The organism is Nocardioides sp. zg-1230 (assembly GCF_013155335.1).
GTDB lineage: Bacteria > Actinomycetota > Actinomycetes > Propionibacteriales > Nocardioidaceae > Nocardioides.
The window spans coordinates 285,178-310,416 of record NZ_JABJQZ010000001.1; the positions used below are offsets into that span (position 1 = coordinate 285,178).

At 69.7% G+C, this 25,239-nt stretch carries 27 protein-coding genes and 1 tRNA gene; 14 read left to right on the forward strand and 14 right to left on the reverse strand.

The features are described from left to right. The first annotated feature begins 20 nt into the window (after nucleotides 1-20). Nucleotides 21-629 (forward strand): 5-formyltetrahydrofolate cyclo-ligase, encoded by a 609-nt coding sequence (locus HOO61_RS01380; RefSeq protein ID WP_172256239.1) that lies wholly within the window; start codon nucleotides 21-23, stop codon nucleotides 627-629. Here HOO61_RS01380 and HOO61_RS01385 read toward each other — a convergent pair. Continuing rightward, nucleotides 610-3,315 carry a penicillin acylase family protein gene (locus HOO61_RS01385; protein WP_172256241.1) on the reverse strand — a complete coding sequence of 902 codons (2,706 nt, stop codon included), beginning with the start codon at nucleotides 3,313-3,315 and terminating at the stop codon, nucleotides 610-612. The genes HOO61_RS01380 and HOO61_RS01385 overlap by 20 nt on opposite strands. 111 nt (nucleotides 3,316-3,426) lie before the next feature. Here HOO61_RS01385 and HOO61_RS01390 point away from each other — a divergent pair, with 111 nt between their 5' ends. The 3 genes from HOO61_RS01390 to HOO61_RS01400 are packed head-to-tail and all read left to right on the forward strand — an operon-like array spanning nucleotide 3,427 to nucleotide 4,834. Beyond that, nucleotides 3,427-3,735 (forward strand): FmdB family zinc ribbon protein, encoded by a 309-nt coding sequence (locus HOO61_RS01390; RefSeq protein ID WP_172256243.1) that lies wholly within the window; start codon nucleotides 3,427-3,429, stop codon nucleotides 3,733-3,735. 55 nt (nucleotides 3,736-3,790) lie between these two features. Continuing rightward, nucleotides 3,791-4,423 (forward strand): SAF domain-containing protein, encoded by a 633-nt coding sequence (locus HOO61_RS01395; protein WP_172256245.1) that lies wholly within the window; start codon nucleotides 3,791-3,793, stop codon nucleotides 4,421-4,423. A gap of 60 nt (nucleotides 4,424-4,483) precedes the next feature. Beyond that, nucleotides 4,484-4,834: an MscL family protein gene (locus HOO61_RS01400; RefSeq protein ID WP_172256247.1), complete on the forward strand. Its 351-nt coding sequence runs from the start codon at nucleotides 4,484-4,486 to the stop codon at nucleotides 4,832-4,834. Nucleotides 4,835-5,033: 199 nt separating this feature from the next. Here the strand turns inward: HOO61_RS01400 and HOO61_RS01405 are convergent, their stop codons facing one another. The 3 genes from HOO61_RS01405 to HOO61_RS01415 form a co-directional block, all read right to left on the reverse strand. Next, entirely contained in the window at nucleotides 5,034-5,204 is a 171-nt protein-coding gene (locus HOO61_RS01405; protein ID WP_172256249.1) for a hypothetical protein, read from the reverse strand. A 28-nt stretch (nucleotides 5,205-5,232) separates the two neighbouring features. Then, nucleotides 5,233-6,510, reverse strand: a complete 1,278-nt coding sequence (locus tag HOO61_RS24420) for an LCP family protein (RefSeq protein ID WP_172256251.1) — start codon at nucleotides 6,508-6,510, stop codon at nucleotides 5,233-5,235. Between the two features lie 111 nt (nucleotides 6,511-6,621). Next, the gene (locus tag HOO61_RS01415) at nucleotides 6,622-7,026 is read right to left on the reverse strand and encodes a MerR family transcriptional regulator (RefSeq protein ID WP_216658506.1); all 405 of its coding nucleotides are present in this window, start codon (nucleotides 7,024-7,026) and stop codon (nucleotides 6,622-6,624) included. 56 nt (nucleotides 7,027-7,082) lie between these two features. On the opposite strand from HOO61_RS01415, the gene HOO61_RS01420 reads away from it, so the two are divergent. The 4 genes from HOO61_RS01420 to HOO61_RS01430 all read left to right on the forward strand — a co-directional run bounded on the left by HOO61_RS01420 (nucleotide 7,083) and on the right by HOO61_RS01430 (nucleotide 9,674). Continuing rightward, nucleotides 7,083-8,594, forward strand: a complete 1,512-nt coding sequence (locus HOO61_RS01420) for a SulP family inorganic anion transporter (protein ID WP_367649977.1) — start codon at nucleotides 7,083-7,085, stop codon at nucleotides 8,592-8,594. Between the two features lie 373 nt (nucleotides 8,595-8,967). Then, nucleotides 8,968-9,222: a sigma factor gene (locus HOO61_RS24725; RefSeq protein WP_216658507.1), complete on the forward strand. Its 255-nt coding sequence runs from the start codon at nucleotides 8,968-8,970 to the stop codon at nucleotides 9,220-9,222. Between the two features lie 9 nt (nucleotides 9,223-9,231). Further along, the gene (locus tag HOO61_RS24730; protein WP_216658508.1) at nucleotides 9,232-9,456 is read left to right on the forward strand and encodes an RNA polymerase sigma factor; all 225 of its coding nucleotides are present in this window, start codon (nucleotides 9,232-9,234) and stop codon (nucleotides 9,454-9,456) included. Next, complete coding sequence (locus tag HOO61_RS01430) at nucleotides 9,453-9,674, forward strand: hypothetical protein (protein WP_172256253.1); 222 nt, start codon at nucleotides 9,453-9,455, stop codon at nucleotides 9,672-9,674. Before HOO61_RS24730 ends, HOO61_RS01430 begins: the two co-directional genes overlap by 4 nt. Nucleotides 9,675-10,191: 517 nt before the next feature. Here the strand turns inward: HOO61_RS01430 and HOO61_RS01435 are convergent. The 5 genes from HOO61_RS01435 to HOO61_RS01455 all read right to left on the reverse strand — a co-directional run bounded on the left by HOO61_RS01435 (nucleotide 10,192) and on the right by HOO61_RS01455 (nucleotide 13,735). Then, nucleotides 10,192-10,689 (reverse strand): SigE family RNA polymerase sigma factor, encoded by a 498-nt coding sequence (locus HOO61_RS01435; protein WP_172256255.1) that lies wholly within the window; start codon nucleotides 10,687-10,689, stop codon nucleotides 10,192-10,194. Next, nucleotides 10,686-11,267, reverse strand: coding sequence for a hypothetical protein (locus tag HOO61_RS01440; protein ID WP_172256257.1), 582 nt, complete (start codon nucleotides 11,265-11,267; stop codon nucleotides 10,686-10,688). The genes HOO61_RS01435 and HOO61_RS01440 overlap by 4 nt, the downstream gene beginning before the upstream one ends. A 429-nt stretch (nucleotides 11,268-11,696) precedes the next feature. Then, complete coding sequence (locus HOO61_RS01445) at nucleotides 11,697-11,864, reverse strand: hypothetical protein (protein ID WP_172256259.1); 168 nt, start codon at nucleotides 11,862-11,864, stop codon at nucleotides 11,697-11,699. A 109-nt stretch (nucleotides 11,865-11,973) separates the two neighbouring features. Then, nucleotides 11,974-12,744 (reverse strand): GAF domain-containing protein, encoded by a 771-nt coding sequence (locus tag HOO61_RS01450; protein ID WP_172256261.1) that lies wholly within the window; start codon nucleotides 12,742-12,744, stop codon nucleotides 11,974-11,976. 499 nt (nucleotides 12,745-13,243) lie between these two features. After that, nucleotides 13,244-13,735, reverse strand: coding sequence for a hypothetical protein (locus HOO61_RS01455; RefSeq protein WP_172256263.1), 492 nt, complete (start codon nucleotides 13,733-13,735; stop codon nucleotides 13,244-13,246). A gap of 390 nt (nucleotides 13,736-14,125) precedes the next feature. On the opposite strand from HOO61_RS01455, the gene HOO61_RS01460 reads away from it, so the two are divergent. The 3 genes from HOO61_RS01460 to HOO61_RS01470 all read left to right on the forward strand — a co-directional run bounded on the left by HOO61_RS01460 (nucleotide 14,126) and on the right by HOO61_RS01470 (nucleotide 17,152). Next, nucleotides 14,126-15,238, forward strand: a complete 1,113-nt coding sequence (locus tag HOO61_RS01460) for a hypothetical protein (RefSeq protein WP_172256265.1) — start codon at nucleotides 14,126-14,128, stop codon at nucleotides 15,236-15,238. Beyond that, nucleotides 15,238-16,851 (forward strand): hypothetical protein, encoded by a 1,614-nt coding sequence (locus tag HOO61_RS01465; RefSeq protein WP_172256267.1) that lies wholly within the window; start codon nucleotides 15,238-15,240, stop codon nucleotides 16,849-16,851. Before HOO61_RS01460 ends, HOO61_RS01465 begins: the two co-directional genes overlap by 1 nt. Before the next feature lie 228 nt (nucleotides 16,852-17,079). After that, a tRNA-Arg gene (locus HOO61_RS01470) sits at nucleotides 17,080-17,152 on the forward strand. 30 nt (nucleotides 17,153-17,182) lie between these two features. On the opposite strand, the gene HOO61_RS01475 is transcribed toward HOO61_RS01470, so the two are convergent. Genes HOO61_RS01475 through HOO61_RS01495 form a run of 5 tightly spaced genes read right to left on the reverse strand, consistent with a single transcriptional unit; the run spans nucleotide 17,183 to nucleotide 21,110 of the window. Beyond that, entirely contained in the window at nucleotides 17,183-18,103 is a 921-nt protein-coding gene (locus tag HOO61_RS01475) for a glutaminase (protein WP_172255701.1), read from the reverse strand. Further along, entirely contained in the window at nucleotides 18,100-18,507 is a 408-nt protein-coding gene (locus HOO61_RS01480; protein ID WP_172256269.1) for a DUF4260 family protein, read from the reverse strand. The genes HOO61_RS01475 and HOO61_RS01480 overlap by 4 nt, the downstream gene beginning before the upstream one ends. Before the next feature lie 4 nt (nucleotides 18,508-18,511). Continuing rightward, nucleotides 18,512-19,351, reverse strand: a complete 840-nt coding sequence (locus tag HOO61_RS01485) for an alpha/beta fold hydrolase (RefSeq protein ID WP_172256271.1) — start codon at nucleotides 19,349-19,351, stop codon at nucleotides 18,512-18,514. 56 nt (nucleotides 19,352-19,407) lie between these two features. Further along, the gene (locus tag HOO61_RS01490; protein ID WP_172256273.1) at nucleotides 19,408-20,127 is read right to left on the reverse strand and encodes an ABC transporter permease; all 720 of its coding nucleotides are present in this window, start codon (nucleotides 20,125-20,127) and stop codon (nucleotides 19,408-19,410) included. A gap of 35 nt (nucleotides 20,128-20,162) precedes the next feature. Next, nucleotides 20,163-21,110: an ABC transporter ATP-binding protein gene (locus HOO61_RS01495; protein ID WP_172256275.1), complete on the reverse strand. Its 948-nt coding sequence runs from the start codon at nucleotides 21,108-21,110 to the stop codon at nucleotides 20,163-20,165. Between the two features lie 196 nt (nucleotides 21,111-21,306). Between HOO61_RS01495 and HOO61_RS01500 the strand changes: the two genes are divergently transcribed. The 3 genes from HOO61_RS01500 to HOO61_RS01510 all read left to right on the forward strand — a co-directional run bounded on the left by HOO61_RS01500 (nucleotide 21,307) and on the right by HOO61_RS01510 (nucleotide 25,222). Beyond that, nucleotides 21,307-24,051, forward strand: a complete 2,745-nt coding sequence (locus HOO61_RS01500; protein ID WP_367649978.1) for an AAA family ATPase — start codon at nucleotides 21,307-21,309, stop codon at nucleotides 24,049-24,051. A 110-nt stretch (nucleotides 24,052-24,161) separates the two neighbouring features. Further along, nucleotides 24,162-24,488, forward strand: coding sequence for a GNAT family N-acetyltransferase (locus HOO61_RS01505; protein WP_172256277.1), 327 nt, complete (start codon nucleotides 24,162-24,164; stop codon nucleotides 24,486-24,488). Continuing rightward, entirely contained in the window at nucleotides 24,485-25,222 is a 738-nt protein-coding gene (locus HOO61_RS01510) for a flavodoxin family protein (RefSeq protein WP_172256279.1), read from the forward strand. The genes HOO61_RS01505 and HOO61_RS01510 overlap by 4 nt, the downstream gene beginning before the upstream one ends. Nucleotides 25,223-25,239 lie beyond the last annotated feature (17 nt).

Here is a 25,239-nt window from a genome sequence, read left to right on the forward strand (position 1 = left end):
TTCGATCGTAGGCTGCTCACGTGGGAGCGGGACACTCGGCAGACAGCTCGGTCGCCAAGAGCGCCCTCCGGGACCAGGTGCGGGCGGCCCGCAAGCGCCGTCCGCTCGAGGCCGGAGCGGGCTTCGCCGGGGCCGTGGCCGACGTCGCGATGGGGTGGGAGCCCGTACGTCGCGCGGCCACCGTGGCGGCGTACGTCTCCGTCGGCAGCGAGCCGGGCACCGGCCTCCTGCTCGACGCGCTGGTGGCAGCGGGGCGGCGGGTGCTGGTGCCGGTGGTGCTGCCCGACCTCGACCTCGACTGGACCGTCTACACCGGGCGCGACGACCTCGCCCCGGCCGTCCGGGGGCTGCTGGAGCCGACCGGACCGCGGCTCGGCGTGGACGCCGTCGGGACGGCGGACGTGGTGCTCGTGCCCGGGCTCGCCGTCTCGGGCTCCGGGGACCGGCTCGGGCAGGGCGGCGGCTGCTACGACCGCGCGCTCGCGCGGGTGCCGGCCGGGACCCCCGTCGTCGTGGTGCTGTACGACGACGAGGTCGGGCTCGCCGTGCCGACCGATCCCCACGACGTGCGGGTCGGCTTCGCCCTGACGAGCAGCGGCGTGGTGGGGCTCAGTCCGAGCCCGGGGTGAGCACCAGGCGGTCCTCGGCGGCCGCCTCGACGGCACCGCGGGAGAAGGCCCACGGCAGGGTCTCGCCGTCCACGAAGAGCTCGGTCTGGTCGGCGTAGTGCGCGGAGGTCGGGTGCCCGGAGACGCCGGTGAGGTTGATCCACCGGGAGTCGTCCCAGTCGGCGAGCGAGACCACCATCCGCATCGACGGCGCGGCGGTGACCTCGAAGCCCTCGACGGCGTCCCACGACGTCGCGTCGACGATGGACGAGCCACCGCCGACCTCCCACCCGGTGCGGTTGAAGAAGCGCTCGACCGGGCCGATGCCCGACTCGCCGAGGGAGGCGTTGCGCAGGTCCATCCGGTGCAGCCGGCCCCACTCCCAGAGCCGAGGGTCGCGGGACTGGCGGCGGGTCATCTCGTCACGGGCGTCGATGAGCGAGGCGCGCAGGATGTCGTCGCGGGTCTCCACGACGTCGTCGGTGCGGGCGTCGTCCCACCACGGCCCGGCGGGCTCGGAGAGCATCTGCCCGACCACGCGGAACCACCGGTCGCCGCCGTCGGGCCAGGTGCGCTGGCGCAGGTCGTCGTGGAAGGTCTTCTCCAGGATCGTGCGCCACACGACGTTGAAGTAGGCCGCGGCCGGGCTGTCGGCCGGCGAGGAGAAGTCCCACTGGCGCAGCAGGTTCACCGCGTTGCGGTAGTAGGGCGACGGCAGTGCCTCGACGTCGAGGAGGTAGGGGACGAGCGTCTCGGCCATCGGGTTGGCGGAGTCGAGCTGGAGGGCGGTCATCTCCGTGACGGACAGCTCGCCCTCGTCCTCGAGCACCTCGCGGATGCGCGTCGAGCGGTAGCCGTAGTCCCAGTCCTTGGTGAGCAGGTAGGGGTAGCGCTCGTCGATGACGGCCTGGTTGGCCGTGGCGATGAAGCCCTCCTCGGGGTCGAGCACGCTCGGCAGCCCGTCGAAGGGGATGTAGCTGCCGGTCCAGTCGTTGGCGCTGATCCAGCCCTCCACCGGCATCGTGCCGTCGTTGCCGCCCCGGCGGATCGGGATCCGGCCGGGCGACTGGTAGCCGATGTGGCCCTCGCGGTCGGCGTAGACGAGGTTCTGCGCCGGCACGGAGAAGTCGGCGGCGGCGGCGCGGAAGGAGTCCCAGTCGGACGCCCGGTTGAGGGCGAGGATGGCGTCGGCGGTGGGTGCCGGCTCGAGGGCGGTCCACGCCAGCGCGACGGCGTACCCGCTCCCCCGGCCATCCCCTCCTGCGGCCGGCTCGTCGGTCGGTGCGTTGGCGCCGACGGTCGCGAACTCCGACGACACGTCGCTGATCAGCGGCCCGTGCACGGTCTCGCGCACACGCAGCTCGACGTCGTCCTCGCCGCGCACCTCGATCGTCTCGGTGCGCACCTCCATCGCCTCGGTCTCGCCGTCGCGGACGTAGCGGTCGTCACCCTCGGTCTGCTCGAGGAAGAGGTCGGTGACGTCGGGGCCGAGGTTGGTCATGCCCCAGGCGATGTCGGCGTTGTGGCCGATGATGACGCCGGGCACGCCGGAGAACGTGAAGCCCGAGGTGTCGAGCGTGCAGTCGGTCGTCTGCTCGCGGCAGTGCAGCCCCATCTGCATCCAGATGCCGGGCTGGCTGATGCCGAGGTGCGGGTCGTTGGCGAGGATCGGCGCGCCGGTCGCGCTGTGCTCGCCGTCGACGACCCACGAGTTGCTGCCGATGCCGCGGCCCTTGCCGATCAGCGCGGGCATCGCGTCGAGCCGGTCGCGCACGCGCTCGAGCGCCGCCACGACCCCCGGGGCGTACGCCGGCCGGCGGGGGTTGCGGGTCGCGTTGCCCGTCGCGTTCTGCTCGAAGACGCCGTCGACGACCCCGCCACCCGTGACGATCGGCCGGTGCTCGTCGAACGGGTAGTCCGGCCACAGCGACGCGATCTCGTCCTCGGTGTGGTCGAGCGAGAGCAGCACCCGGTCGACCTCGGCGTCCATGTTGCCGCGCAGGTCCCAGGCCATGGCCTTCAGCCAGGAGAGCGAGTCGACGGGCTCCCAGTCCTCCGGCGAGTAGTCGAGCCCGGTGAGCCCGAGCACGCTGTACTCCGCCGCCAGCTGCGACGGGCTGCGGTCGGCGAGGTAGGCGTTCACCCCGGCGGCGTACGACGTCAGCGCGTCGCGCGTCGCGGGCTCCAGCAGGGCCAGCTCGCGCTCGGCGACCCGTCGCCAGCCCATCGTCCGGATGAAACGGTCGGTCTCGAGGGTGTCGGGGCCGAAGAGCTCCGAGAGCCGGCCCGCCGTCACGTGGCGACGGAAGTCCATCTCGAAGAAGCGCTCCTGGGCGTGCACGAAGCCCTGCGCGAACATCAGGTCGGCGTCGGTGTCGGCGTAGACCTGCGCGATGCCGTTGTCGTCGCGCACCACCTCGACGGAGGCGGCCAGCCCGGGCACCTCGATCTCGCCGTCGGTCTGCGGGAGCGGACGGCGTACGACGACCACGACTGCCACGGCCAGCACCAGGAGCAGCAGCACGAGGCCGAGCGCGATCCACGCCGTCCAGCGCACCGCCCGGGGAGCTCGACGGAAGGCCTGCAAGCGCGAGCCGCGCCCGGGGCCGGGCACCGGGTCGGCGGTCGGCCGGGAAGCGTCGGCTGCGGGGCCGGTGGCGGGGTCGGCGGTGGGGCTGGCGTCGGGTGTGGCGTCGGGCTCGGTCATCGCTCGACCATTGTGCCGTACCATTGGCAGTCGAAGGGCTCGAGTGCCAGCGCGTCGCGCCGGCCCGGGCGATCCCGTCAGTCGCTCTCCCGTCGCTCCCAGAGGACCCACATGCCGACCTACCAGTACGCCTGCACCGAGTGCGGCCACTCCTTCGAGCAGTTCCAGAGCTTCAGCGAGGACGCGCTGACCGTCTGCCCCGAGTGCGACGGCAAGCTGCGCAAGCTCTTCAACGCCGTGGGCGTGGTGTTCAAGGGCTCGGGGTTCTACCGCACCGACAGCCGCTCGGGCTCGTCGTCGACCGACACGGCGTCCACCACGTCCACCTCGTCGAAGGGCTCGGAGTCGAAGGCGCCGGCCGCGTCCGGCTCGGGCACGTCCTCGTCCTCTTCCTCCGCGACGACCTCGTCCTCCGACTGACGGCCCCTGTGGAGAGGCCGAGCGGAAGCACGCACGTCCGGCCTAGCGTCGGTGCATGTTCTCGGGACTCCCGCCGGCACGTCGCCGGCTGCGCGCCGTACGCCACCAGCTGCGACGCCGCCGTCGGCTGATCGCCGCGGCGCTCACCGCGGTCGCGGCCCTCGCCGCGCTGCGCACGCTCGCCCCGCCGCCGGTCGAGACCGTCGAGGTGCTGGTCGCGGCGCGCGACCTGCCGTCGGGCTCGCTCCTCGACGAGGACGACCTCGTGGCACGCGACTGGCCCGCCGACCTGGCCCCGGCCGACGCCGCGGCCGGCGCGGCCGGTCGGGTGCTGGCCGCACCGATCGGCCGCGGCGAGGCCCTGACCGACGTACGCCTCGTCGGACCGGGCCTGGCGCTCGCCCACCCGGGCGAGACGGTCGTGCCGGTCCGCCTGCCCGACGCCGGCATGGCCGCGCTGCTCCACGCGGGCGACGAGGTCGACCTGATGGCGACCGACCCGGGCACTGGAGAGGCGACCCTGGTGGCGCGCGACGTCACGGTCCTCGCGACGCCGACGGGCGTGCCGGAGGGGCCGGCGGGCGGGTCGGGAGGGGCGCTCGTCGTCGTGGGAGCGAGCGCCCAGGAGGCGGTCACGATCGCGGGCGCCGCGCTGACGCAGTTCCTGACGGTGTCGTGGAACCGCTAGCGTGAGGCGCACACCACCGTCCGCGGCTCCTCTCGGGGCCTCGTCAGAAGGAGAACCAGCATGAGCGGTTTCAAGGCCTTCATCCTCAAGGGCAACCTCGTCGAGATCGCCACCGGCCTGATCATGGCGCTCGCGTTCGCAGCGGTGGTGAGCACGTTCACCGAGTGGCTCACCGGCCTGCTGCCCAACACAGAAGACCTCTTCAGCGACGAGACGGGCAGCTTCGGCGCCTTCCTCAACGCCCTCATCGCGTTCCTCATCATGGGCGCGGTCGTGTACTTCTTCGTCGTGCTGCCCTACACCAAGGCACGCGAGCGCTTCTTCCCCACCGAGGAGGCCGGCGCCGCACCCGACGTGGCCCTGCTCGAGGAGATCCGCGACCTGCTCCGCGCCCGCGGCGGCGCGGTCTGAGCCACGCCGCCTGAGCCACGCCGTCGTACGACGCTCGAACGGCCCGTCCCCTGCTGGGGGCGGGCCGTTCCTCGTCCCGGGGTCGCTGCGGTGGGTCGGGCACGCCCGGGGAGCGGTGGTGGAGCGACATTCCGGCGCCCCGGAATGTGGGTCGACCACCGCCCACCGGCGCGGCGTACGACGACCCGACCGGCGGAGATCAGCCGTGGTGGGGCGGGACCTGGTCGCGGTACCAGTCGTCGCCCTTGCCCGAGCCGTCCTCGCGCGGGTCGCGGTCGTCGCTCGTCTGGTCGGGCCCACCGTCGCCGAAGACCGCCGCCAGCCGGCGCCGGCGCTTCCACTCGGGCTCCGGCTCGACCGGAGGGGTCACGGAATCGTCGGGAGCCACGATCGGTCGATCAGGCGCAGACGCCCGGGACGGGCTCGGGCTCGGTCGTGGCCGGGGCGTCCGGGGTGGCGGTCTCGCTCGGCGAGGCCGTCTCCGAGGGCGTCTCGGTCGGGGTCTCGGTGGGCGTCTCGGTCGGTGTCTCGGAGGCGGACTCCGAGGGTGACGGGCTGGGCGACTGCGCCTCGGCGGAGGTCTTGGGGGGCTCGGCGGTGACGGCGTTGCCGGACAGCAGGCGCGCCGGGAGCTCCTTGTCCTCGTTGATCAGCTTCCAGATCTGGTCGGCCTGGGGGGTCCAGAAGACCCGGCCGCTGAACTCCGAGTCGGTCGGGTAGTACTCCGTCGGCAGGGTGACGAACTGGATCTTGTCGAGGCCCACGCTCTGCAGCTGCATGGCGATCTTGCCGATCCGCGTGACGGAGTCGAGCTCGTCGTCGGTGGTGAGCGACTGGGTGGCGGCGTCGAGGAAACCGACGACGCGGTCGAGCCGCGTCAGCGTCCCGGCCGACTTCACCTCGCGCACCAGGGCGGCGATGAAGGTCTGCTGGCGGCGGATGCGGGAGATGTCGTTGCGCTGGGCGAGCTCGCCGACCGACCGCGCGCGGACGTAGTCGAGCGCCTCGTCACCGGTGAGCACCGACGGGTCACCGGCCGGCACGAAGATGCCGTGCTCGCGGTCCACGAGGTCCTCCGGCACGCAGACGGGCACGCCGCCGACGGCGTCCACCATGTCGCCGAAGCCGTTGAAGTCGACGACGACGAAGTGGTCGACGAAGACGTCGGCGTTGGCCTCGAGCTGGGCGAGCGTGCAGACGGGGCCGCCCTCGGTGTAGGCGGCGTTCCACATCACGTCGGTGGCCGCCGACGACTCGCCGTCGTTGCACTCCGGGCGGTCGACGATGGAGTCGCGCGGGATGGAGACGGCGTACGCCCGGCTGCGGTCGGCGGAGATGTGCACGAGGATGGTGGTGTCGGACCCGCCGCCACCCGACTCCCCGTCGATGGCGTTGCCCTCGCCCTCACGCGTGTCGTCGCCCATCACCAGGATGTTGAGCGGCTCGCCGTTGCCCTTGTAGACCTTCTCGGGACGGTCGTCGCCGAGCTCGTCGAGCGAGATGCCCTCGATGTTGCCGTTGAGGTGGCGGATGAAGTAGACGGTGCTCAGCCCGGTCACGAGCGCGAGCACGACGGCACTGATCAGGATGACGCGGCCGACGGTGTGCTTGCGCGCTGCCTTGCCGCGGCGCTTGGGGACGCCGGCGGACGACTCCGGGCGCGACTCGTCCGACACGGGCTCACCTTCGTTGGGGTGGGGAGGGGCTGACCGGACTGAACCTACTTCACTCCGGCAAGATTTCCGCTCCCGCCGGGCACCGCCACCGAGCGCGAGTCCGGTGACGGCTCACGGCCGGCGACGCGCGTCGAGGAGGCCGATGAACTCGTCGGCCATCTCGAGCTGGCGCACGAGCCGCTGCCGCCGTTCGCGGGCGTCCTGCGAGACCGCCTCCAGACGACGCCCCGCGTCGGCTCGACCGGCGGCGTCGGTCGCGGGGTCGTCGAGCAACTCCAGGTCGTCCATCACGGCCTTCATCTCGTCGATGCTGAACCCGAGCGGCTTCATCCGCCTGATGACCAGGATCTTGTCGACGTCGGACTCGGCGTAGAGGCGGAACCCTCCGTCGCTGCGCCCCGACGGCGTCAGGAGGCCGACGTCCTCCCAGTGGCGCAGGCTCCGCAGGGAGAGCTCCGTGCGCGTGGCGACCTCGCCGATCTGCATCAGGCGTCCCTCGACGGACTGCTCGCCCACCGGCCCCCCTCCAGAGATTTCAACCCTACCCTCACGTGAGGGTAGGTTTTCCCTCCGTGCCTGACGTCGCCGAGCCTATGACCCCCGCCGCCGAACCCACCGTCCGCGCTGCCCTGAGGTCCCCCAGGCTGCTGCGCACCGAGGTCCTCGCCGGGCTCGTCGTCGCGCTCGCCCTGATCCCCGAGGCCATCTCGTTCTCCATCATCGCCGGGGTCGACCCGCGGATCGGACTCTTCGCGTCGTTCACGATGGCGGTCTCCATCGCCTTCCTCGGCGGCCGCCCCGCGATGATCTCGGCCGCCACCGGCGCGATCGCGTTGGTCATCGCGCCCGTGATGCGCGACCACGGCTACGACTACCTCATCGCCACGGTGCTCCTCGGCGGCGTCCTCCAGGTCGGTCTGGGCGTCGCCGGCGTGGCCCGGCTGATGCGCTTCATCCCGCGCCAGGTGATGGTCGGCTTCGTCAACGCGCTCGCCATCCTCATCTTCCTCGCGCAGGTGCCGCACCTGGTCGACGTGCCGTGGCTGGTCTACCCGATGGTGGCCGTGGGCGTCGCGATCATCGTGGGCTTCCCGCGGGTCAACACCGTCGTACCGGCACCGCTCGTCGCGATCGTCGCGCTGACCGGGTTCGTGTTGCTGGCCGGCCTGGCCCTGCCCGACGTCGGCGACGAGGGCGAGCTGCCCGACAGCCTGCCGGCGCTGTTCCTGCCCGACGTCCCGTGGACGCTCGAGACGCTCCGCATCATCGGCCCGTACGCCGTCGCGATGGCGCTGGTGGGCCTGCTCGAGTCGCTGCTGACCGCCAAGCTCGTCGACGACATCACGGACACCCACTCCGACAAGACCCGCGAGGCGTGGGGCCAGGGCGCCGCCAACGTGGTCACCGGGTTCTTCGGCGGCATGGGCGGTTGCGCGATGATCGGCCAGACGATGATCAACGTGAAGGCCTCCGGCGCCCGGACGCGCCTCTCCACCCTCCTCGCCGGTGTCTTCCTGCTCGTCCTGGTCGTCGGCTTCGGCGACGTGGTCGCGCTCATCCCGATGGCCGCCCTCGTCGCGGTCATGGTCATGGTGTCGGTCGGCACCTTCGACTGGCACTCCGTACGGCCCGCCACGCTGCGGCGGATGCCGAAGTCCGAGACGACGGTCATGCTGGCCACGGTCGTCGTGACCGTGCTGACCCACAACCTGGCGATCGGCGTCGGGGTCGGCGTCCTGGTCGCGATGACGCTCTTCGCGCGCCGGGTCGCGCACCTCACCGAGACGCACCGTGAGCTGGTGGAGGGCCGCGACGGCACCACGTCGGCCGTCTACCGGGTCACCGGCGAGCTGTTCTTCGCCTCCAGCAACGACCTCTACACCCAGTTCGACTACGCCGGGGACCCCGACCACGTCGTCATCGACCTGTCGCAGTCCCACGTGTGGGACGCCTCCACCGTCGCCTCCCTCGACGCGATCACCACCAAGTACGCCCGCAAGGGCAAGACGGTGGAGATCATCGGCCTGAACCCGTCGAGCGCCGAGCGCCACGAGCGGCTGTCGGGCTCGCTGCCGTCCCCCTGACGCCCGCGACGCCGCGCTGATGGGCGAGGGCGTACGACGTCGTGGCAGGATGCTTCCCGCCGCAGCACCACCGGTGACGTGGCACCGCCCCAGTAGACCGTGTTGATAACTCACATCCCCGCGTGAGACGACTGCTCTCGCAAGAGCGTTGAACAGATGTCGCGAGAACTTGAACAACTCGACACATCGTGGCGCTGTCCCACGCACTCATCGCGGCACGTCAAGGCACTCGATGTGCAACCAAGTGGGGCGATGGCTCGTGGGTACGAGGACCTGTCCGTGGCGTCTCTTAGATTTTTGACGCTCGATGCAACCTAGCCAACCTCTACGGGGCTATTAGTGGCTAGGAGGACCTACCAAGGGCAGGAGGCGTATGAGCAACTCAGGGAGTTTTGATGCCTTCTATGCCGCACGGGCCCCGAGGCTGGTGCGCAACATCTACTTGCGTACAGGCGATGCCACCCGTGCCGAGGACTGCGTGCAGGAAGCCTTTGTGCGGGCGTGGCGCAGGTGGGACCGGCTGGAGAACGACGACCCGGTGGGGTGGGTGACCACGGTGGCCGTGGCGGCTAGCCATTCGGGATTGGCGGCGCACCCTGCGAGAAGCCGGGGCGCGGCTGGGTCTTGAAGCGAGGTCATGCGAGCACATCCGCCTCCGGATGAGTTGCTCCACCTACACCAAGCGTTGGCGAAGTTGGCTCCAGCACAACGCGACGTTCTGGTCCTCCACTACTTCGAGGACTTGCCCGTGCGGGACGTCTCGGCACTCCTTGGGATGCCGGAAGGGACGGTCAAGTCCCACCTGTCTCGGGGCCGCGATGCCCTACGTGAAGCACTTGCTCTAGGAGGAGCAACCACATGAACGACTTCGACCTGCTTGAGAATGCCCGCGACACGCAGTGGGAGCACGACCTCCTCCTCCCGCACGAAATCCGCCGACGTGGCAACCGTCGCGCAACAGTCCGCCGAGTATCAGGCGTTGTGGCCGTCGCCGCGACCATTGCCACCGCCTACGCCGTGGCCGGACCCATGAGCCCAGCACTGAACAGGTGGCGACGGACCCGTCTACCAACGCCGTGAACCTCAACGGGGCAGAGTTCGACCTGCCGCCCGACTGGCAAGTTCTCAACCGACCCTCCCCAGCCCAAGCGTGTGTCGGCGACGCCACCCAACCCACCACCAGTTGCCCCGTCCGCATCGCTGTCGCAGATGACCCAGAGACGGCAATGGTGAACGGACTGGACGTCGTACCCGACCTGATGAGCACCTGCCAAGCCAACGATCCGCAGTTTGTCGAGGTTACCCAAGACAGGCCGGGCACCAGCACGTACTCGGGTCGGTGCACAGCCAGTAGCCCCGTCATGATGGCTTGGTCCTTCGACAATCGCACGGTCTACGTCCTCGCCACGGACGTGCGCTGGACCCCCGACGGTGCGGACATTTTCAACACCGTCACCGTGCCTACACATTGGCCCCAAGCCCCAGCCCCCGCCGCGACCGAGTCTGCCACTCCAGCCAGTCCACGGTGAACGAGTAGACCCAACTCACGGACGTTCACACGGGAGCCTAGTGACCGCATCTCGGTTGCGGGGTGGCCTCAGTCGTGCCGCTCCTGCACGAGCAACGTCTCAAGCGCCGACAGTCCTCGGCTGCTGTGGCTCTTGACCGTGCCGTCGCTGATGCCCAGTTCGGATGCCGTTTCTCGCACCGATAGGCCGAGCCAGTGTCGGAGCACCACCACTTTGCGCTGCTGCTCTGGGAGTGCTTGTAGCGCATCGAAGAGAGCAGAACGCTCCTCGATGGAAGGCGCGGCATCGGCGGCGCGCTCGGGCAGGACTTCGGTCGGCCACTCGCGCCGCCAACTTCTTCGCAAGTCGTCGATGTTCGTGCGAACCAATATCTGTCGGCAGTATGCCTCCTCGCCGCCTTCGTGGTGGATGCGAGGCCAAGCGACGTACAACTTGGCGAGGGCTGTTTGTAGCAGGTCTTCTGCATGGTGCCGGTCGCCAGTCAGCGCGTACGCGATGCGCCGCAGGTGGGGCAACCGACCAACTACGAAGTCGGTGAACTGGGCGTCGCGCTCGTCGCGATTCACGGGGCTCCGAAATCGGTGATCACATCGGCGACAAACTCCTCGAAGTCTGCATACCGCTGCCCTGGTGCCTCGACATTGAGTGCGACAGTCTCCTGCGCGAGCCAGTCAATCGTCACCCATCGCTCTGTCTCTGAGCGTTCCTGGACTACCTGTATCGCCCACCGCGCGGTCCATCCCGCTTCGCCGATTGACTCGATGCTGCGGTCTACTCGCCATCCGGGTCGAACAATGAACGCGTCGCCACTCTCGGGCAACGTCACTGGCACTCCGTCCGGCATCCTCTCCAGTTCCTGCGGCGACGCGGTGCGAAAGCGAGAAGGTCTCGCTACATCCGACGAGGCTGGCGACGCTCCCGGCCCCTCGCCAGCGACCACGGAGTCGCCCGACGAGTAGAGCGCTGGCAGCGCCGCCCATGTCATTGTGGCTGCAACCAACGTGGCTGCCGCAGCAATCGTTGTGAACGTCCTACGGTGGCGTAGCGCCCGGTGACCTCGCGCCACGTAGCGCTCGACGGCGATGGGCTCCTCAATGGCAAACGAGCGATCGAGTTCGTGCCCCCAGTCGATTTCGGTCTTCATGACGTTCCTCCACTCACCAGTGTCCCTCGAAACAGGGACACTTAGAAACACGGGTGAACGGACCGAACGGTTGTCTTACCTCACCTACCCCTACCCCTGTGCAGCAGGACGCCCGAGGTTGGGAAAACGCCGTCCGCACATCCGCATGAGCGGATGGTCATGCCGAGAACAACCTCGTGAGATGCAGCCGCTAGAGCCACCAGAAATGTCTTGTCGGGCACCCGGTCCGCCTGATCACCGCGCACCGGGTGCCCGCTGGTAGACAGCATCCGGCCGACCGGGTGGGGTCCGCAAGCGCGGTCGGCGGGTCAGTTCAGTGACCAGCCGCGAGGACGAGGTTCTACGTCGTTGACCCGGTCGGGGAGAACCGGGAGCACCTCCACTTAGAACCGCCCCCGGACCGCTACCCGACACCCACCGCCTGTCGGACTAGGTGGCGAGGCGGCGACGTGCGACGGGGCGGCGGCGTTCCTGTGCCATCTCGGCGCTGACCTCCCGCAAGGCGCGCTGGCGGGCTTGGTCGAAGTAGGTCTTGGGGTCCGCGAGCGCGCGCTCGATGCGGTCGTCGCGGCGAGGCTTCGACAGTTTTTGTGCCATCACTGACCCCTTCCTGTGTGGTGTTCCACTTTGCCACATTGTCCTAGCGGCACTCTAGACATCGGCTCCGACAACAAGTGGGTGAACTGCCTGCCGTTCGCCCGTGTCGTTACCGGCCTTGGGCGAGCGCGGCGGCGAGCGCTGAAGCCATCAGACCGAGCATGCGCAGATCATCGTTGGTGAGGTCACCGGCCTCCAACGCATCCAAGGTCAGCATCCCGAACGCGGTGTCGGCAGCGGTCACCGACACGGAGATGAAGGTCTTGTAGTCGCGCTTCTTGGAGGAGTCCCAGCCCGGTGGCGGCTCAGTGTCGATATCACGACAGAGCAGGTTCTCGCCAGCGAGCACCATGCCGATGGCAGCGTCGCCGGATGGGGTGTTCGGTTCGAAGATGGTGGAGGCGGACCCGCTACGTCCTGCGTCGAGCCGTGGCACCAGTCGCGGCGGCACGTCATCGGTCAGTTCGAACCAGCATGCCCGTGACCGGTCGGACCCGATGAGGTTCGATGCGGCGGTCAACACGAACGGGATGGCCTGGGCGATGAGCCGGTCACGGACAGGCTTGCTGCGCTCGGCAGAGATGTCACCCAGTTGCCGAAGGATGGGGTCGAGTGCGTCGTTCACCGCTGCCCGCGTGTCGGCCCGCGCTTCCAGTTCGCGCACCTCAGCGGTCGTCTCGGCTTCCTTGGCTCGTAACTGACGAACCTGTGGGATGAGGAACGCGAAGGCGGTGAGCACAAACTGCAGACCGACGAGGAGCCAGACCCCTTTGCCGTCAACCTTCTGGGATGCGTAGGCAGCCCCGGGCGACCCGACCACGCACACGACGGTGATGACCAACCACAACCATGCGCGGTCTTGCTTCTCCGGTTCGGGCATGAGGCTCACTCAAAGAAGGCGGCTTGGACGTTGTTCGGCTCAGGGACGCCGGAACGCGGCTGACCGTACACGGGCGCAGGGACCCCGAGGAGCGCACACACAGAGACCAAGCGCACCCGTTAGAGACCGACTGCCAGACCAGCAGGTCCACGAACGGGGTGTCAGCATGTGTCAGACGAAGGCGAAGGGCGGTCGACGGTGCGCTACCCGCCTTCAGAACGCGTCGTGGGCTGCTATGGAGTCGGTGCTGACCGCTGACTGCACTCGGGGCGCACGGGAAGCACGCGAAGCCGCGCGGGAGGCCGTCATTGCCTACGCCCGCACGGCTTCCGGTAGGAAAGCCCTCGTCGAGGTCTCCGAGCACCTCTATCGCAACCGTCGGTCCTACGTCGACGGGCTCTGGGCCGCGAAGTTTGTCTTGGAGTGCTGCTACGAGGCCGACGAACTAGAGAACCGACCCAGAACTGAACCGCTGCCCGGACCGGGCTGACAGTCAGCGCTACTGCGACGAACCCCTGCGTGCCGGAGCACCGGCGCGCTTCTGCTTACGTTCAAGCCGTTTGACGATTCCGTCTTCCATGTTTTCGCCGGGACGGAACATGTCGGTACTGAGGTCCGGGACTCGGATGACCTCGTCGATGACTTCGATGAGGCTCAACACGTCGTCCACGTAGGACCGGAGCCGTCCGAGTTCTTGCGAGTTCAACACGTCGCTCCAGTGGACATCCTTGAGTGCTTCATGAAACGCGTGGCTGGCGAGCAATGGTTTGAGGGCTGCTGCGCGGATGGCGGCTGCCCGGTCGCCGGGAACGACCTGTCCTTTAACGGTGACTCGTCCGGCCCGGAAGTCGGCAGGTACCAGCGACTCGACAGGCGGGTTGTGGCGTGCTCGGTAGGCGGCTTGGTTGCGAGCGTGCCTGGCCTTGCGGACGGCGTCTGCGCAGTCGCCGGGGTGGTAACGCCGGTTGCCGTGAGTCTCACCGAGCGCCAACCCGCACGCCTCGCACGGACGCCTGCCAGTTGACGCAGATGCGGTCTCTCGATCACTCGTCACGTGATTGGTATACAGGCTGCCAAGGCGTACCAGCGGGCATACACGCCTTACACCTGCACAACTCGTCCTGTTTCGAACAAAGGTTCGACACGGCTCACGATCACTGATACAAGTCACATATGCCTTGTTCTGTCGCCCTCACTGTTGGACCTGTCAGCAACAGACACGTCCACAAGGAGAGCAAGCATGAAGCGAGCAGGAGGCGACCCGCAGTACCAGCGGGTCCGGTGCAGACGCACCTAGCGAGCAGACCGGCGTCTCGAACCCAGCCCTAGACGTGGGGGGTTCGTAGAAGGGTCTGTTCCTGAGCCCCAAAGGGCCGAACCCATGTCCAGCAAGAACCCCAAGCAGTACGTCCGCCGCTCCTCCAACCGCCGCCGTATCGGTCTCCCCGGCCCCTACGACGCCTTCACCCTCACCACAGGTCTCAAGGCACCCGGCCTCATCGCCGTCGCCGAAGCCCTCACGCTCGTCCTCACCGCCTGGCGCGCCAACACGGTCGAAGTTGGCTTCACCGACGCCACGCTGCGCCGCTACGAACACAACCTCGTCCGGTTCGTCGCCTACGTAACCGCCATGGGGTACCCGACCCTCGCGGACCTCGACGCGACCATCTGCGCTGACTGGGTGCACGCTCGACCCACCGGCAAGATGTGGTCCTCCAACACCACCGGTCAGCCCGCCTACGGCACTCAGGCGAACCGCCGTACCTCGCTCATCAACTTCTTCGCCACCTGCCACCACCTCGGCTTGTGGGACCAGAACCCCGGCGAGAAGGTCACCACTCACGGACGGTCCGTCAACCGCGTCCGCCCCCTCACCCCTGCCGAGGCGCAGCGGGTCATGGACCGTGCCGCCTACCGAGCACGCGAGTCTAAGTTGCCCGCAGTGGTCGCTCTGGCGTTCGCCGGGGCGACCGTCACTGAGATTCCGCAGGTGCAGGTCAACGACGTACACCTCGCCGAGGGGGTGGTGTGGCTGCCCGGACTGGGACGCCGCAACCTCCCTCGCTGGGTCGCACTCGACAAATGGCAGACCGAGGCCCTCACGGCACGCATCAACTACCTCGCCCGTGCCCACCGCTCCGCCGACCTCACCGGACTCTCGCTTGCCCGTCGCGACCGGGTTGCTGACCAAGACCCCACCAAGGTCGCGATGGCCACTAACGGCATGCTGTGGCGCGCCCTCACCAAGGCCGGGCTCAGCCCGGATGACGGCGTCCGCCCCACCTCCATCCACGAGTACGTCGCCAACCGCGTCTACCGCGAGACCGGCTCAATGGAGGCTGTCGCTGTCACCTGTGGACTGCGTTCGCTGGACGCCGCCGCTCGCCTCATCACGGTCGACTGGCGCGCAAACTACGAAGTCTCAGCACCGGATGGTGCGACCGGCACCAACCGCTACGACCTGACCGGCACCCAGCAGGGCGGGGTGCTCTGATGGGCAAGGCCCACCGCATCCGCGAGGACGCCGCCCGCACCGACCGGCTCGTTCGCCGCTACAAGCAAGACCAGTCCCGCGCGGCACTGGTCGCCATCCTCGACGAGACCATCGCCGAGCAGCGCGCCCGTCGTCTCGGCGACATCGGCAAACTGCTCGCAGCAGCCACCGACCCGTGGCTCCTCAAGCGCGCTGCCGTCCTCGACGACACCACGACCCGTACCACCGGACGTCCCTGCCTTTACCCCAACTGGGCGCTCCTGCTGTTCGGGCAGGCCATCGACATCTATGGCTCCGCGCTCTACACCGACATCAACCTCGGCGACCACAACGTTTGGGCGCTGGTCGTCAACGCCGTTCGTGACGTGCATGGCGACGAGGTCGCCGCCAAACTCCCCGCGACCGGACCGACGGTGAACCACTGGAACCATTTCCAGCGCAAGAGCAAGCAGCGCGGTTGGGTGCAGAAACTCCGCGTCGCCCACCGCCGCGCCGCTACCGAGCAGGCCATCGCCATGGGCATGTTCGAACCGGGCAACGCTTTCCAAGTCGCCAAGCCCACCCGCGAGGTCTGCATCACCCTCGACGGCAAGGTCTCCACCTCCCCATCCAAGTACGAGCCCGGCACCGAGTACGTAAACAAGACCACCGGTGAAATCCGCGTCCGACGGGCCGACGACAACACCGACCTATGGCCCGAGGCTGGTAGCCCGGTCATCCCTGAGGGTTCCTCCGCTGAGGAGATTGCCAAGTACCGGGGCGACAAGACCCACCGCTACGAGTGGGGCGTCAAGGGCACCTACGCTTGGGCGCGTCTTGTCCAGTCCGGCACCCGCATCTGCCTCGACGTGGAAACCATGACCCCCTCCGAACACGACGAGGGCCGCGCCATCGTCGACATCGTCAACTCCCTTGCCGACCTGCTCCCCGGCCTCCAAACGGTCGTCGTCGACGGCATCCTGCGCCACAAGCACATCGACCCACTGATGCGACGCGGCCTCATGGTCGTCAACAAGCCCGCCCAAGGTCCCAAGAAGTCGCGCTCCACCGTCAAGGTCGGCGACCGGTACGAGAAGTCTCACCACGTCGGCACCTATGAGAAGACCGGCAAGCACGGCACCTGCCGCCACCGTTTCTACGGCATCGGCGGAGCCGTCTACGAAGCGACCGCCAACGACCAAGGCACCGAAGTTCAAACCCTGCTCAAGCAGCGCACCATCCGTCGCCCCGGCGCGAAGAACGAGTTCAACTGGTACCGGAGCATCGACATCGACTGCGCCCGCTGCGGCGGCGTCACGGGCCACTCCGTACCTCTCGTCGCGCAGGACGACGACGGCTTTCTCCGCTCCGAGTACCTGCGGCAAATGGCCATCACTGACGGCACCTTCGCGCAGACCTACGGCTTCCGCCCTGACGCCGAATCCGGCAACAACGGCATCGAACAAGCCTGGTACCTCAAGCGCATGCCCGCCTACGGACACCACAACCAGTCCTTGCGCATGCTCCTGCACGCCGCCCAAATCAACGCCGAGGCATGGCACATCCACGCCGGACGTCTCGCCCACCACGACCTGCTCCCCGACCCCGAACCCACGAAGCAGGTCGCCGCCTAGAACACAACAGGCACCGCAACAGAACAGCACCACCTCGTACCCCGCTGGCCTCGCCACGCGGGGCACGAGTGCTGCCCAGACCAACAACAGAGCCCGTCGCACCTTTGGTCGACCATTGCGCTGACGCCGCGCATCCGCAGCGTGAGGCCGGAAACTGGTCCCGCAAGCCGCCGTGGCAAGATGCCGACCGACGTGTAACGCTTTTCAACACGAATGTGCACACGTCCCGCCCCAGTAGCTCAGTGGATAGAGCAGCCGCCTCCTAAGCGAAAGGTCGCAAGTTCGACTCTTGCCTGGGGCACCGACCGACCGGGCGTCATCGGGCCGTCGCTCACGCCGAGTGACGACCCGTCGTGCCGGGTCGCGGCGGATCGAGGAGGTCCTCCAGGTCGTGCAGGACGACGACGCCACGGTCGTCCGGGTCGGGGTCGGGCAGGAGCGATCGCGGGTCGACGACGTGGACGGTGTGCCCGTCGAGCACGAGTCGTCGCACGACTTCCGTGAGCATCCGCCGGGACACGTCGTCGACCGAGAAGACCATGGTGAGGTCGAGCGCCACCGTGGTGCCTCCCGGCGGGATCTGCACCGCCTCCCGGACCACCCTCTCGGCTCCGGCGAACCGGATCCCACCCTGCAGCTGCAGCACCCGGGTCGCGTTCGCGCCGGAGCCCCTCACGTGGTGGGACCGTACGACCGCGGGCGCCGCGGGCGGCACCTCCATGACGTGCAGGCCCATGTCGGCGGAGAACCGCTCGAACAGCGACACCCCGCGGACGCTGGTCCCGTGGGAGTCCAGCCGCGGGCTGAACGTCGCGATCCCGATCTGGCCGGGGAGCGCGCCGATCAGGCCCCCGGCCACGCCGCTCTTGGCCGGGATCCCGACCTGCGTGGCCCAGTCGCCGGCTCCGTCGTACATCCCGCACGTGGACATGACGCTCAGGACCTGGCGGACCGCCCGTTCGGGGACCACCTGCTCGCCGGAGCGGGGATTGACCCCGCGGTTGGCCAACGTGGCAGTCATCAGGGCCAGGTCGCGGGCCGTGACGAGCAGCGAGCACTGACGGGTGTAGCCGGCCACCACCTCGGTCGGGTCCTCGTCGAGGAGGTCGTGGCTGCGCAGCATGTGGGCGATCGCGCGGTTGCGGTGCGCGTGCTCGATCTCCGAGGTGCACACCGACTCGTCGCGGTGGTCGTCGACGCCGCCGACCGGAGCGGCTCCACCGCCACCGGGTGTGCCCCGGTCCCGGATCACGGCTGGCCACGGCTGCTCTGCTCGTGGCCGATCCGTCCGAGATGGGTGTTCCTGAACGAGTCGGGCAGCTTCAGGCCGTAACCGAGGGCGCGGTCGACCCCGACGTGGAACGCCCACGCGCACGCGAGCACACCGGTCGCCGCCGACATGGTCGAGGACACCGCGTCCAGGGCGAGCGCGGCCGCGGCCGCGAGGGCGGGGAACGCGTAGTTGTGCACCAGGTTGTACGTCGTCGCGCCGGTCGCCGCGGATCGCACGTAGCCGAGCATCGAGAGGTCGAAGACGAGGAACGCCGCGAGGACCACCCACCACGAACCGGGGTAGAGCAGGACCGCCGCGACGACCGCGGCGAGGGCCAGTGCCCCCGCCTCGACCCGCTGGGTGGTGTGGACCTGTCGGGTCATCGACTCAGCCGAGGAAGCTGCGCAGGGCGGCGTTGACGTCGTCGGCGTGGGTCCACAGCAGGCCGTGCGGCGCCCCCTCCACCTCGACGTAGTCGGCGTCCGGGAGCAGAGGTCGGAAGCGACGGGCGGTGGCATCGACAGGGAGGATGCGGTCCGCGGTCCCGTGGAGGACGAGGGCCGGCAGGCCGCTGTCGCGGACCGCCTCCACGTCGGCGCGGAAGTCCTCGATCCACGAGGACACCACGGCGTACGCCGCGACCGGCGCACTGGAGACGGCGACGTTCCAGCTGCCCGTCACGGCTTCCTCGCTGATCCGTTCACCGAGGTTCTCGTCGAGGTTGTAGAAGTCGGCGAAGAACTGGGTGAACCAGGCGTAGCGGTCGCCCCGGGCCGCCGCCTCGATGTCGTCGAAGGCCTGCTGCGGCAGTCCGTCCGGGTTGTCGTCGCGAGCCAGGAGGAAGGGCTCGAGCGAGGCGAGGAAGGCGAGCTTCGCGACCCGCTCGGTGCCGTGCTTCGCCACGTAGCGAGCGAGCTCGCCCGTGCCCATGGAGAAGCCGACCAGGACCACGTCGCGCAGGTCGAGGGTCTCGAGCAGGACGTTCAGGTCCTCGGCGAACGTGTCGTAGTCGTAGCCCGACGCGACCTTCGAGGACTGCCCGAACCCGCGACGGTCGTAGGTGATGACGCGATACCCGTCGGCGAGCAGCGCGCGGGTCTGACGCTCCCAGCTGTGGCCGTTCAACGGGTATCCGTGGATGAGGACGACGGGCTGGCCCGAGCCCTGGTCCTCGTAGTAGAGCTCGACCGGGGTGCTGTTCTCGTCGGTGACGGTGATGAATCCCATGGTGCACGTCCTTCTCGATGGTGTGGGGGTTTGGTCAGGGTGATGCAGGTTCTGGTTCAGCGCCGCGGCTCCCAGCGGAAGAGTCGGCCGGCGACGACGACGGAGACGACGACCCAGCCCAGCGTGCTGAGCAGCAGGGGCAGGGAGTCGACGAGGCGCAGGCCGCCGTTCCAGGCACCGACGACCAGCTCGGTGGCCGAGCCACCGGGCAGTACCCGTTTGAGCCAGGTCAGCTCCTCGGTGCCGCTGATCCCCACCCAGCTCGCCACTGCGATGACCGCCAGGCTCACCGGCAGGGTGGTCACCTGTGCGTGCTCGGGCGAGTTCGTCAGGCCTGCGGTCGCCATCGCGAGGGCGACCATCATGGCGGTCGTCGCCAGGCCTGCCGCTGCCAGCAGAGGGACGTGGGCAGGAGCGGTGCTGACCGCGCCCAGCACCACCAGCATCACCACCACCTGGGCGACGGCGATCACGGTGATGGGCATGACCAGGCCGGTGAGGATGCCGGCATCCCCCGTGGCGGTGGAGCGCAGCCGCTTGAGGAAGAGGTTCTGGCGACGCGTCGCCAGCGTGGTCACCGCCGTGGTGTAGAGCCCGAACGCCAGCACCGTGAACAGCACGATCGCAGCGATGTAGCCGAGGCTCCCCAGCTCGGCGAAGTCCTCGCGCCGGTAGATGAGGAACGCGCTCACTGCGACTGGGATGACGAGCCCGGTGACGAGCACGAGCCGGTTGCGGAAGATCTGGATCAGCTCGCTGCGGGCGATCTCGAGCATGGCGGGTGTCCCTTCGTGGCGACGAGACGCGGTGGTCATCTCGTCGGTGCGGTGGCCGGAGAGGTGGCCGGAGTCGTGACCGGAGTCGTGGCCGGAGTCGTGGACCCGGGACCGTCGAGGGCGCGAAAGACGTCGTCGAGCCTGACCGGGCCGGCTTCGAGGTCGCGGAGCTCCACGCCCATGTCGTGCGCCCACGTCAGCAGCCGGTGGAGGTCTCCCTGCAGGTCGAAGGTCTCGACGTGGAAGCCACCGTTGAGCGCACCCACGGTCGGCGGCTCGGGTGCGCCGGGTGCCAGGGCGAAGCTGATGACCGACGGGAGGGACCGGGTGAGCTCGGCAACCGTGCCCTCACGGCGCAGGGTGCCCTCGTGCATGAGTCCGATGCGGTCCGCGCGCTGCTGAGCCTCCTCGAGGTAGTGCGTCGTGAGGACGACGGTGGATCCCGCGTCGCGCAGCTCGTCCACCGCGGCCCAGAGCGAGTCGCGGGACTGGATGTCCAGGCCCGTCGTGGGCTCGTCGAGGATCACCAGCTCGGGTCCCCCGAAGATCGCCGTGGCGAAGTCCAGGCGACGCTTCTCGCCACCTGACAGCTGGGACACCACGGTGTCGGCCTTGCGGGCCAGGCCGGCGATCCCGAGCACCCGGTCGAGGTCGTCGCGCCGACCGCTCAGCCTGCCGATGAGGCCCACGGACTCGCGGACCGTCAGGTCGGGGGTGAACCCGCTCTCCTGCAGCATGACCCCCATGCGTGGGTGCACCGTACGTCGGTCGCGCGGGCTCTCCCCGAAGATCCGCACCGCGCCCGCCGCGGCGCGACGGTGGCCCTCGACGACCTCCAACGTGGACGTCTTGCCGGCGCCGTTCGTCCCGAGGAGGGCGTAGAGCTCGCCGGGCTGCACCTGGAACGAGACCTCACGGACGGCTGTGAAGTCGCCATAGGTGACCGTGAGTCCTTCGACGTCGATCACGGGCGCTGCGGTCATGGGTCGGTTCCCCTTCTGGTCGTCGGCGTCGGTCCGTGCCGTGGGATCAGGTTCTCGCGGACCGTGGGGCACTCGCGTCGGTGAAATGTCCCGATGTCGGGGACCGGCTGGCGCCCCGCTCGCCGGGCGAGCGGTTGGCGCACCGGGTCCGCGTCGGTGAGAATCACCTAGACCGCCGAGGGACGGAGCGTTGCTGGTGAACCTCGTGGGCCGGCGCGCCGAACGCGAAGCGGTCGAGGCCCTGCTGGAGGGTGCTCGGACCGAGGGGTGCCGGGTCCTCGTGGTGCGGGGGGAAGCGGGCATCGGGAAGACCGCGCTGCTCGAGCAGGCCCGCGCCCGCGCCGCTGCGACGGGCTTCCGCGTCGAGAGCTCGACCGGCATCGAGTCCGAGTCGCAGTTCGCGTTCGGGGGCCTCCACCAGCTCTGCCTGCCGTTGCTGGACCGTCTGGACGCCTTGCCGGCACCCCAGCAGGCCGCGCTCAACGTCGCGTTCGGGCAACAGGCCGGTCCCGCGCCGGACCGGTTCCTGCTCGGGCTGGCCGTGCTGAACCTGCTGGCCGAGGTCGCCGAGGACGGTCCCCTGCTGTGCCTCGTCGACGACGCCCAGTGGCTGGACGAGGGCACGGCGCAGGTGCTGGCCTTCGTGGCGCGACGCCTGTCGGCGGAGCGGGTCGCGCTGTTGGTCTTCGTGCGCGACCCCACCGAGGACGGCGACCTCCGTCCCTTCCGCGACCTGCCGGACCTGCGGCTCGAGGGACTCGGCGCCCCCGACGCGCGAGAGCTCCTCGCGGCCGCCGTCCGCACGCCCCTCGACGAGGTCGTGCGCGAACGGATCATCGGCGAGGCGCGCGGCAATCCCCTGGCCCTGCTGGAGCTGCCGCGGAGCGTCGCCACGACGCAGTGGGCCGGAGGGTTCGGGCTGCCGGACACGATGAGCGTCCCCCACCGCGTGGAGGACGCCTTCCGGGCGCGGTCGGACACGCTGCCCGCGGAGACCCGGCTGCTGCTGCTGGTCGCTGCGTCGGAGCCGACCGGTGAGGCGGAGCTGCTGCGACGGGCGGCCGCGGAGCTCGGGATCGCCGACGGGGCGGCCGACCTCGCCGAGGCCGCCGGGCTGGTCACCATCGACACCCGCGTGCGCTTCCGTCACCCCCTCGTGCGCTCAGCGGTCTACCGGGCGGCCCCGCCCCCGGACCGACGCCGGGCTCACCGCGCCCTGGCGCAGGTGACCGATCCCCGGCTCGACCCTGATCGCCGCGCCTGGCACAGCGCGCAGGCTGCCCTCGGTGTCGACGAGGCAGTCGCCTCGCAGCTGGAGCAGTCGGCCGGTCGGGCGCGTGCCCGCGGCGGCCTCGCCGCGGCGGCGGCGTTCCTCGAGCAGGCCGCGGAACTGACCCCTGAGCCAGCCAGCCGCGCGAGGCGCGCCCTCGATGCCGCACTGGCCAAGCACGACGCCGGCGCGTCCGAGGCCGCCCGGGAGCTGCTGACCGTCGCAGCAGCGGGACCGCTCGACGCCCTGCAGCACGCCCGGGTCGACCTGCTGGCCGCCCAGATCGCCTTCCACCTGTCCCGCGACACCGGGGCTCCGCGCATGCTGCTCGCCGCGGCGCAGGCGCTCGCCCCGCTCGACGCGCTGCTGGCGCGCGAGACCTACCTGCACGCGCTGGACGCGGCGTTCATCAACGGCGGCGACGTCGCCGTGGACATCGCGAAGGCGGCGGCCTCGACCGCGCCGGCACCCGGTCCGGCGAACCGGCCCGTGGACCAGCTCCTCAACGGTCTCGCCACCATCCTCACGCGAGGCTTCGTGGAGGGAGCCCCCGCGCTGAGACACGCCCTCGAGTCGTTCCGGGACGTCGTGCACGAGGACCCTCGGCAGCGCCAGGACAGCGACCGCTGGCTGTGGCTCGCTGCCCGCAACGCGGTGGGCGTCCTCGACGACGAGCTGGTCCACGTCCTGGCCGTCCGCAACGTCGACCTGGCTCGCGAGGCGGGTGCGCTGGCGTCGCTGCCCGCCGCGCTGGGGTTCCTGTCCATCACCTCGGTCCTGGAGGGGGACCTCGTGCGGGCCGGCGAGCTGGCGGCGGAGGCGACAGCCCTCACCGCGGACACCGGCGGCGTGCCACTGCACCACGTCCAGCTCATCCTCAACGGCTGGCGCGGTGACGAGGAGAAGACCGCGGCGCTCGTCGCCCTCCTCACGCAGGACGACACCTACTCCGAGGAGGCCGGGGAGGCCTTCCTCAGCCAGTACGCGCTGGCGGTGCTGCACAACGGGCGGGGCAGCTACTCCGCCGCGCAGCAGGCTGCAGCGCGGGCGTGCGAGTCGCACGAGTCCTCGCTCAGCAGCGCTTCCCTGCCCGAGCTCGTCGAGGCAGGCGCCCGGTCCGGCGACCGGGCGGTCGCGGCCGCCGCGCTGGAGGAGCTCAGCCTGAGGGCCGAGACCATCCGTACGCCGTGGGCGCTCGGCCTCGCAGCGCGGTCGCGCGCGCTGATGACCGCGGGACCAGGGGCGGAGGAGCACTACCGCGAGGCGCTCGGCCAGCTCGACGGGTGCCGGATGAAGGTCTACCTCGCTCGCACCCACCTGGTCTACGGCGAGTGGCTGCGCCGGGAGAACCGGCGCCAGGATGCTCGCGACGAGCTGCGCACCGCCCACGAGCTGTTGACCGGCATGGGCACCGAGGCGTTCGCCGCCCGGGCCGCCCGGGAGCTGCGGGCCACCGGCGAGCACCCGCGCAAGCGTGCCGCCAACCGCACCGACGCCCTCACCGCCCAGGAGAAGCAGATCGCACGCCTGGTGGCCACCGGGGCGACGTCGCGGGAGGTCGCCGCCGAGCTGTTCCTCAGCCCCCGCACGATCGAGGCCCACCTGCGCAGCATCTTCCGCAAGCTCGACATCACGTCCCGGCGCCAGCTCAGGGACGTACGGCTGACCTGACCGCGTCGGGCTGGACCGCGGCGGGCACTCAGGGACTTTCACCGACGCGAAGGCGCCACGTCCCGCACGAGCATGGGGGCGTCGCACCACCCACCCAGGAGGCCCTGCCCATGACGACCGACGTCACCGTGACCAACACCCCGGACCGGAAGCGCTACGAGGCGGTCGTCGACCGGGCGACGGTCGCCGGGTGGGTCGACTACCAGGAGACCAGCGAGCTGGTCGTGCTGACCCACACCGAGGTCGACCCGGCCTACGCGGGCCGGCGCGTCGGCAGCTCCCTCGCCCGTGCGGCGATCGACGACATCCGGGAGCGCGGTCTGAGGGCTCTCGTGATCTGCCCCTTCATCCTCGACTGGCTGCGCAAGCACCCCGACCACCAGGACGTGCTCTTCAACGCGCCCAGGCCCAGGGTCGGCGACGAGGAGCCGGCATGACGGAGGCCTCGGTGGACCGCGCGGCGACGCCGCCCCGGTTCGACGGGCTGAGGGCCCTCTTCGTCAACGCCACCCTGAAGCGCTCACCGGAGCCCAGCAACACCGACGGGCTGGTTCGGCTGAGTGGTCGCATCATGGATGAGCACGGGGTCGAGGTGGAGGTCCTCCGGGCGGTCGACCACGCGATCGCGACCGGGGTCTGGCCGGACATGACCCAGCACGGCGCGGAGGTCGACGAGTGGCCGGCCCTCTACGAGAAGGTCCTGGCCGCGGACATCCTGGTGCTGGCCGGGCCCATCTGGCTCGGGGACAACAGCTCGGTGATGAAGCGGGTCGTCGAGCGGCTCTACGGCTGCTCCGGCTCCCTCAACGACGCGGGCCAGTACGTCTACTACGGGCGCGTCGCGGGCTGTGTGATCACCGGCAACGAGGACGGCATCAAGCATTGCGCGATGAACCTGCTCTACAGCCTGCAGCACCTCGGCTACACCATCCCGCCCCAGGCCGATGCCGGCTGGATCGGGAGCGTCGGACCGGGTCCGTCCTACCTCGACCCCGGGTCGGGCGGTCCGGAGAACGACTTCACCAACCGCAACACCACCTTCATGACCTACAACCTGATGCACCTCGCGGCCTTGCTGCGCGACGCGGGAGGCGTTCCGGCGTACGGCAACAGGCGCAGCCAGTGGGACGCCGGCTGCGCCCCCGACCAACCCAACCCCGAGCACCGGTGAACCAGGCCGGGAAGGAC

What these genes read in the sequence shown, in the direction of transcription:
- HOO61_RS01390 (WP_172256243.1), top strand. Translation starts at nt 3,427, where the DNA reads ATGCCGACCTACCAGTACGCCTGCACCGAGTGCGGCCACTCCTTCGAG.
- HOO61_RS01510 (WP_172256279.1), top strand. Translation starts at nt 24,485, where the DNA reads ATGACGGAGGCCTCGGTGGACCGCGCGGCGACGCCGCCCCGGTTCGAC.
- HOO61_RS01505 (WP_172256277.1), top strand. Translation starts at nt 24,162, where the DNA reads ATGACGACCGACGTCACCGTGACCAACACCCCGGACCGGAAGCGCTAC.
- HOO61_RS01480 (WP_172256269.1), bottom strand. Translation starts at nt 18,507, where the DNA reads ATGACCCGACAGGTCCACACCACCCAGCGGGTCGAGGCGGGGGCACTG.
- HOO61_RS01400 (WP_172256247.1), top strand. Translation starts at nt 4,484, where the DNA reads ATGAGCGGTTTCAAGGCCTTCATCCTCAAGGGCAACCTCGTCGAGATC.
- HOO61_RS01385 (WP_172256241.1), bottom strand. Translation starts at nt 3,315, where the DNA reads ATGACCGAGCCCGACGCCACACCCGACGCCAGCCCCACCGCCGACCCC.
- HOO61_RS01465 (WP_172256267.1), top strand. Translation starts at nt 15,238, where the DNA reads ATGGGCAAGGCCCACCGCATCCGCGAGGACGCCGCCCGCACCGACCGG.
- HOO61_RS01495 (WP_172256275.1), bottom strand. Translation starts at nt 21,110, where the DNA reads ATGACCGCAGCGCCCGTGATCGACGTCGAAGGACTCACGGTCACCTAT.
- HOO61_RS01450 (WP_172256261.1), bottom strand. Translation starts at nt 12,744, where the DNA reads ATGCCCGAACCGGAGAAGCAAGACCGCGCATGGTTGTGGTTGGTCATC.
- HOO61_RS01430 (WP_172256253.1), top strand. Translation starts at nt 9,453, where the DNA reads ATGAACGACTTCGACCTGCTTGAGAATGCCCGCGACACGCAGTGGGAG.
- HOO61_RS01440 (WP_172256257.1), bottom strand. Translation starts at nt 11,267, where the DNA reads ATGAAGACCGAAATCGACTGGGGGCACGAACTCGATCGCTCGTTTGCC.
- HOO61_RS01460 (WP_172256265.1), top strand. Translation starts at nt 14,126, where the DNA reads ATGTCCAGCAAGAACCCCAAGCAGTACGTCCGCCGCTCCTCCAACCGC.
- HOO61_RS24725 (WP_216658507.1), top strand. Translation starts at nt 8,968, where the DNA reads ATGAGCAACTCAGGGAGTTTTGATGCCTTCTATGCCGCACGGGCCCCG.
- HOO61_RS01395 (WP_172256245.1), top strand. Translation starts at nt 3,791, where the DNA reads ATGTTCTCGGGACTCCCGCCGGCACGTCGCCGGCTGCGCGCCGTACGC.
- HOO61_RS01485 (WP_172256271.1), bottom strand. Translation starts at nt 19,351, where the DNA reads ATGGGATTCATCACCGTCACCGACGAGAACAGCACCCCGGTCGAGCTC.
- HOO61_RS24730 (WP_216658508.1), top strand. Translation starts at nt 9,232, where the DNA reads ATGCGAGCACATCCGCCTCCGGATGAGTTGCTCCACCTACACCAAGCG.
- HOO61_RS01445 (WP_172256259.1), bottom strand. Translation starts at nt 11,864, where the DNA reads ATGGCACAAAAACTGTCGAAGCCTCGCCGCGACGACCGCATCGAGCGC.
- HOO61_RS01490 (WP_172256273.1), bottom strand. Translation starts at nt 20,127, where the DNA reads ATGCTCGAGATCGCCCGCAGCGAGCTGATCCAGATCTTCCGCAACCGG.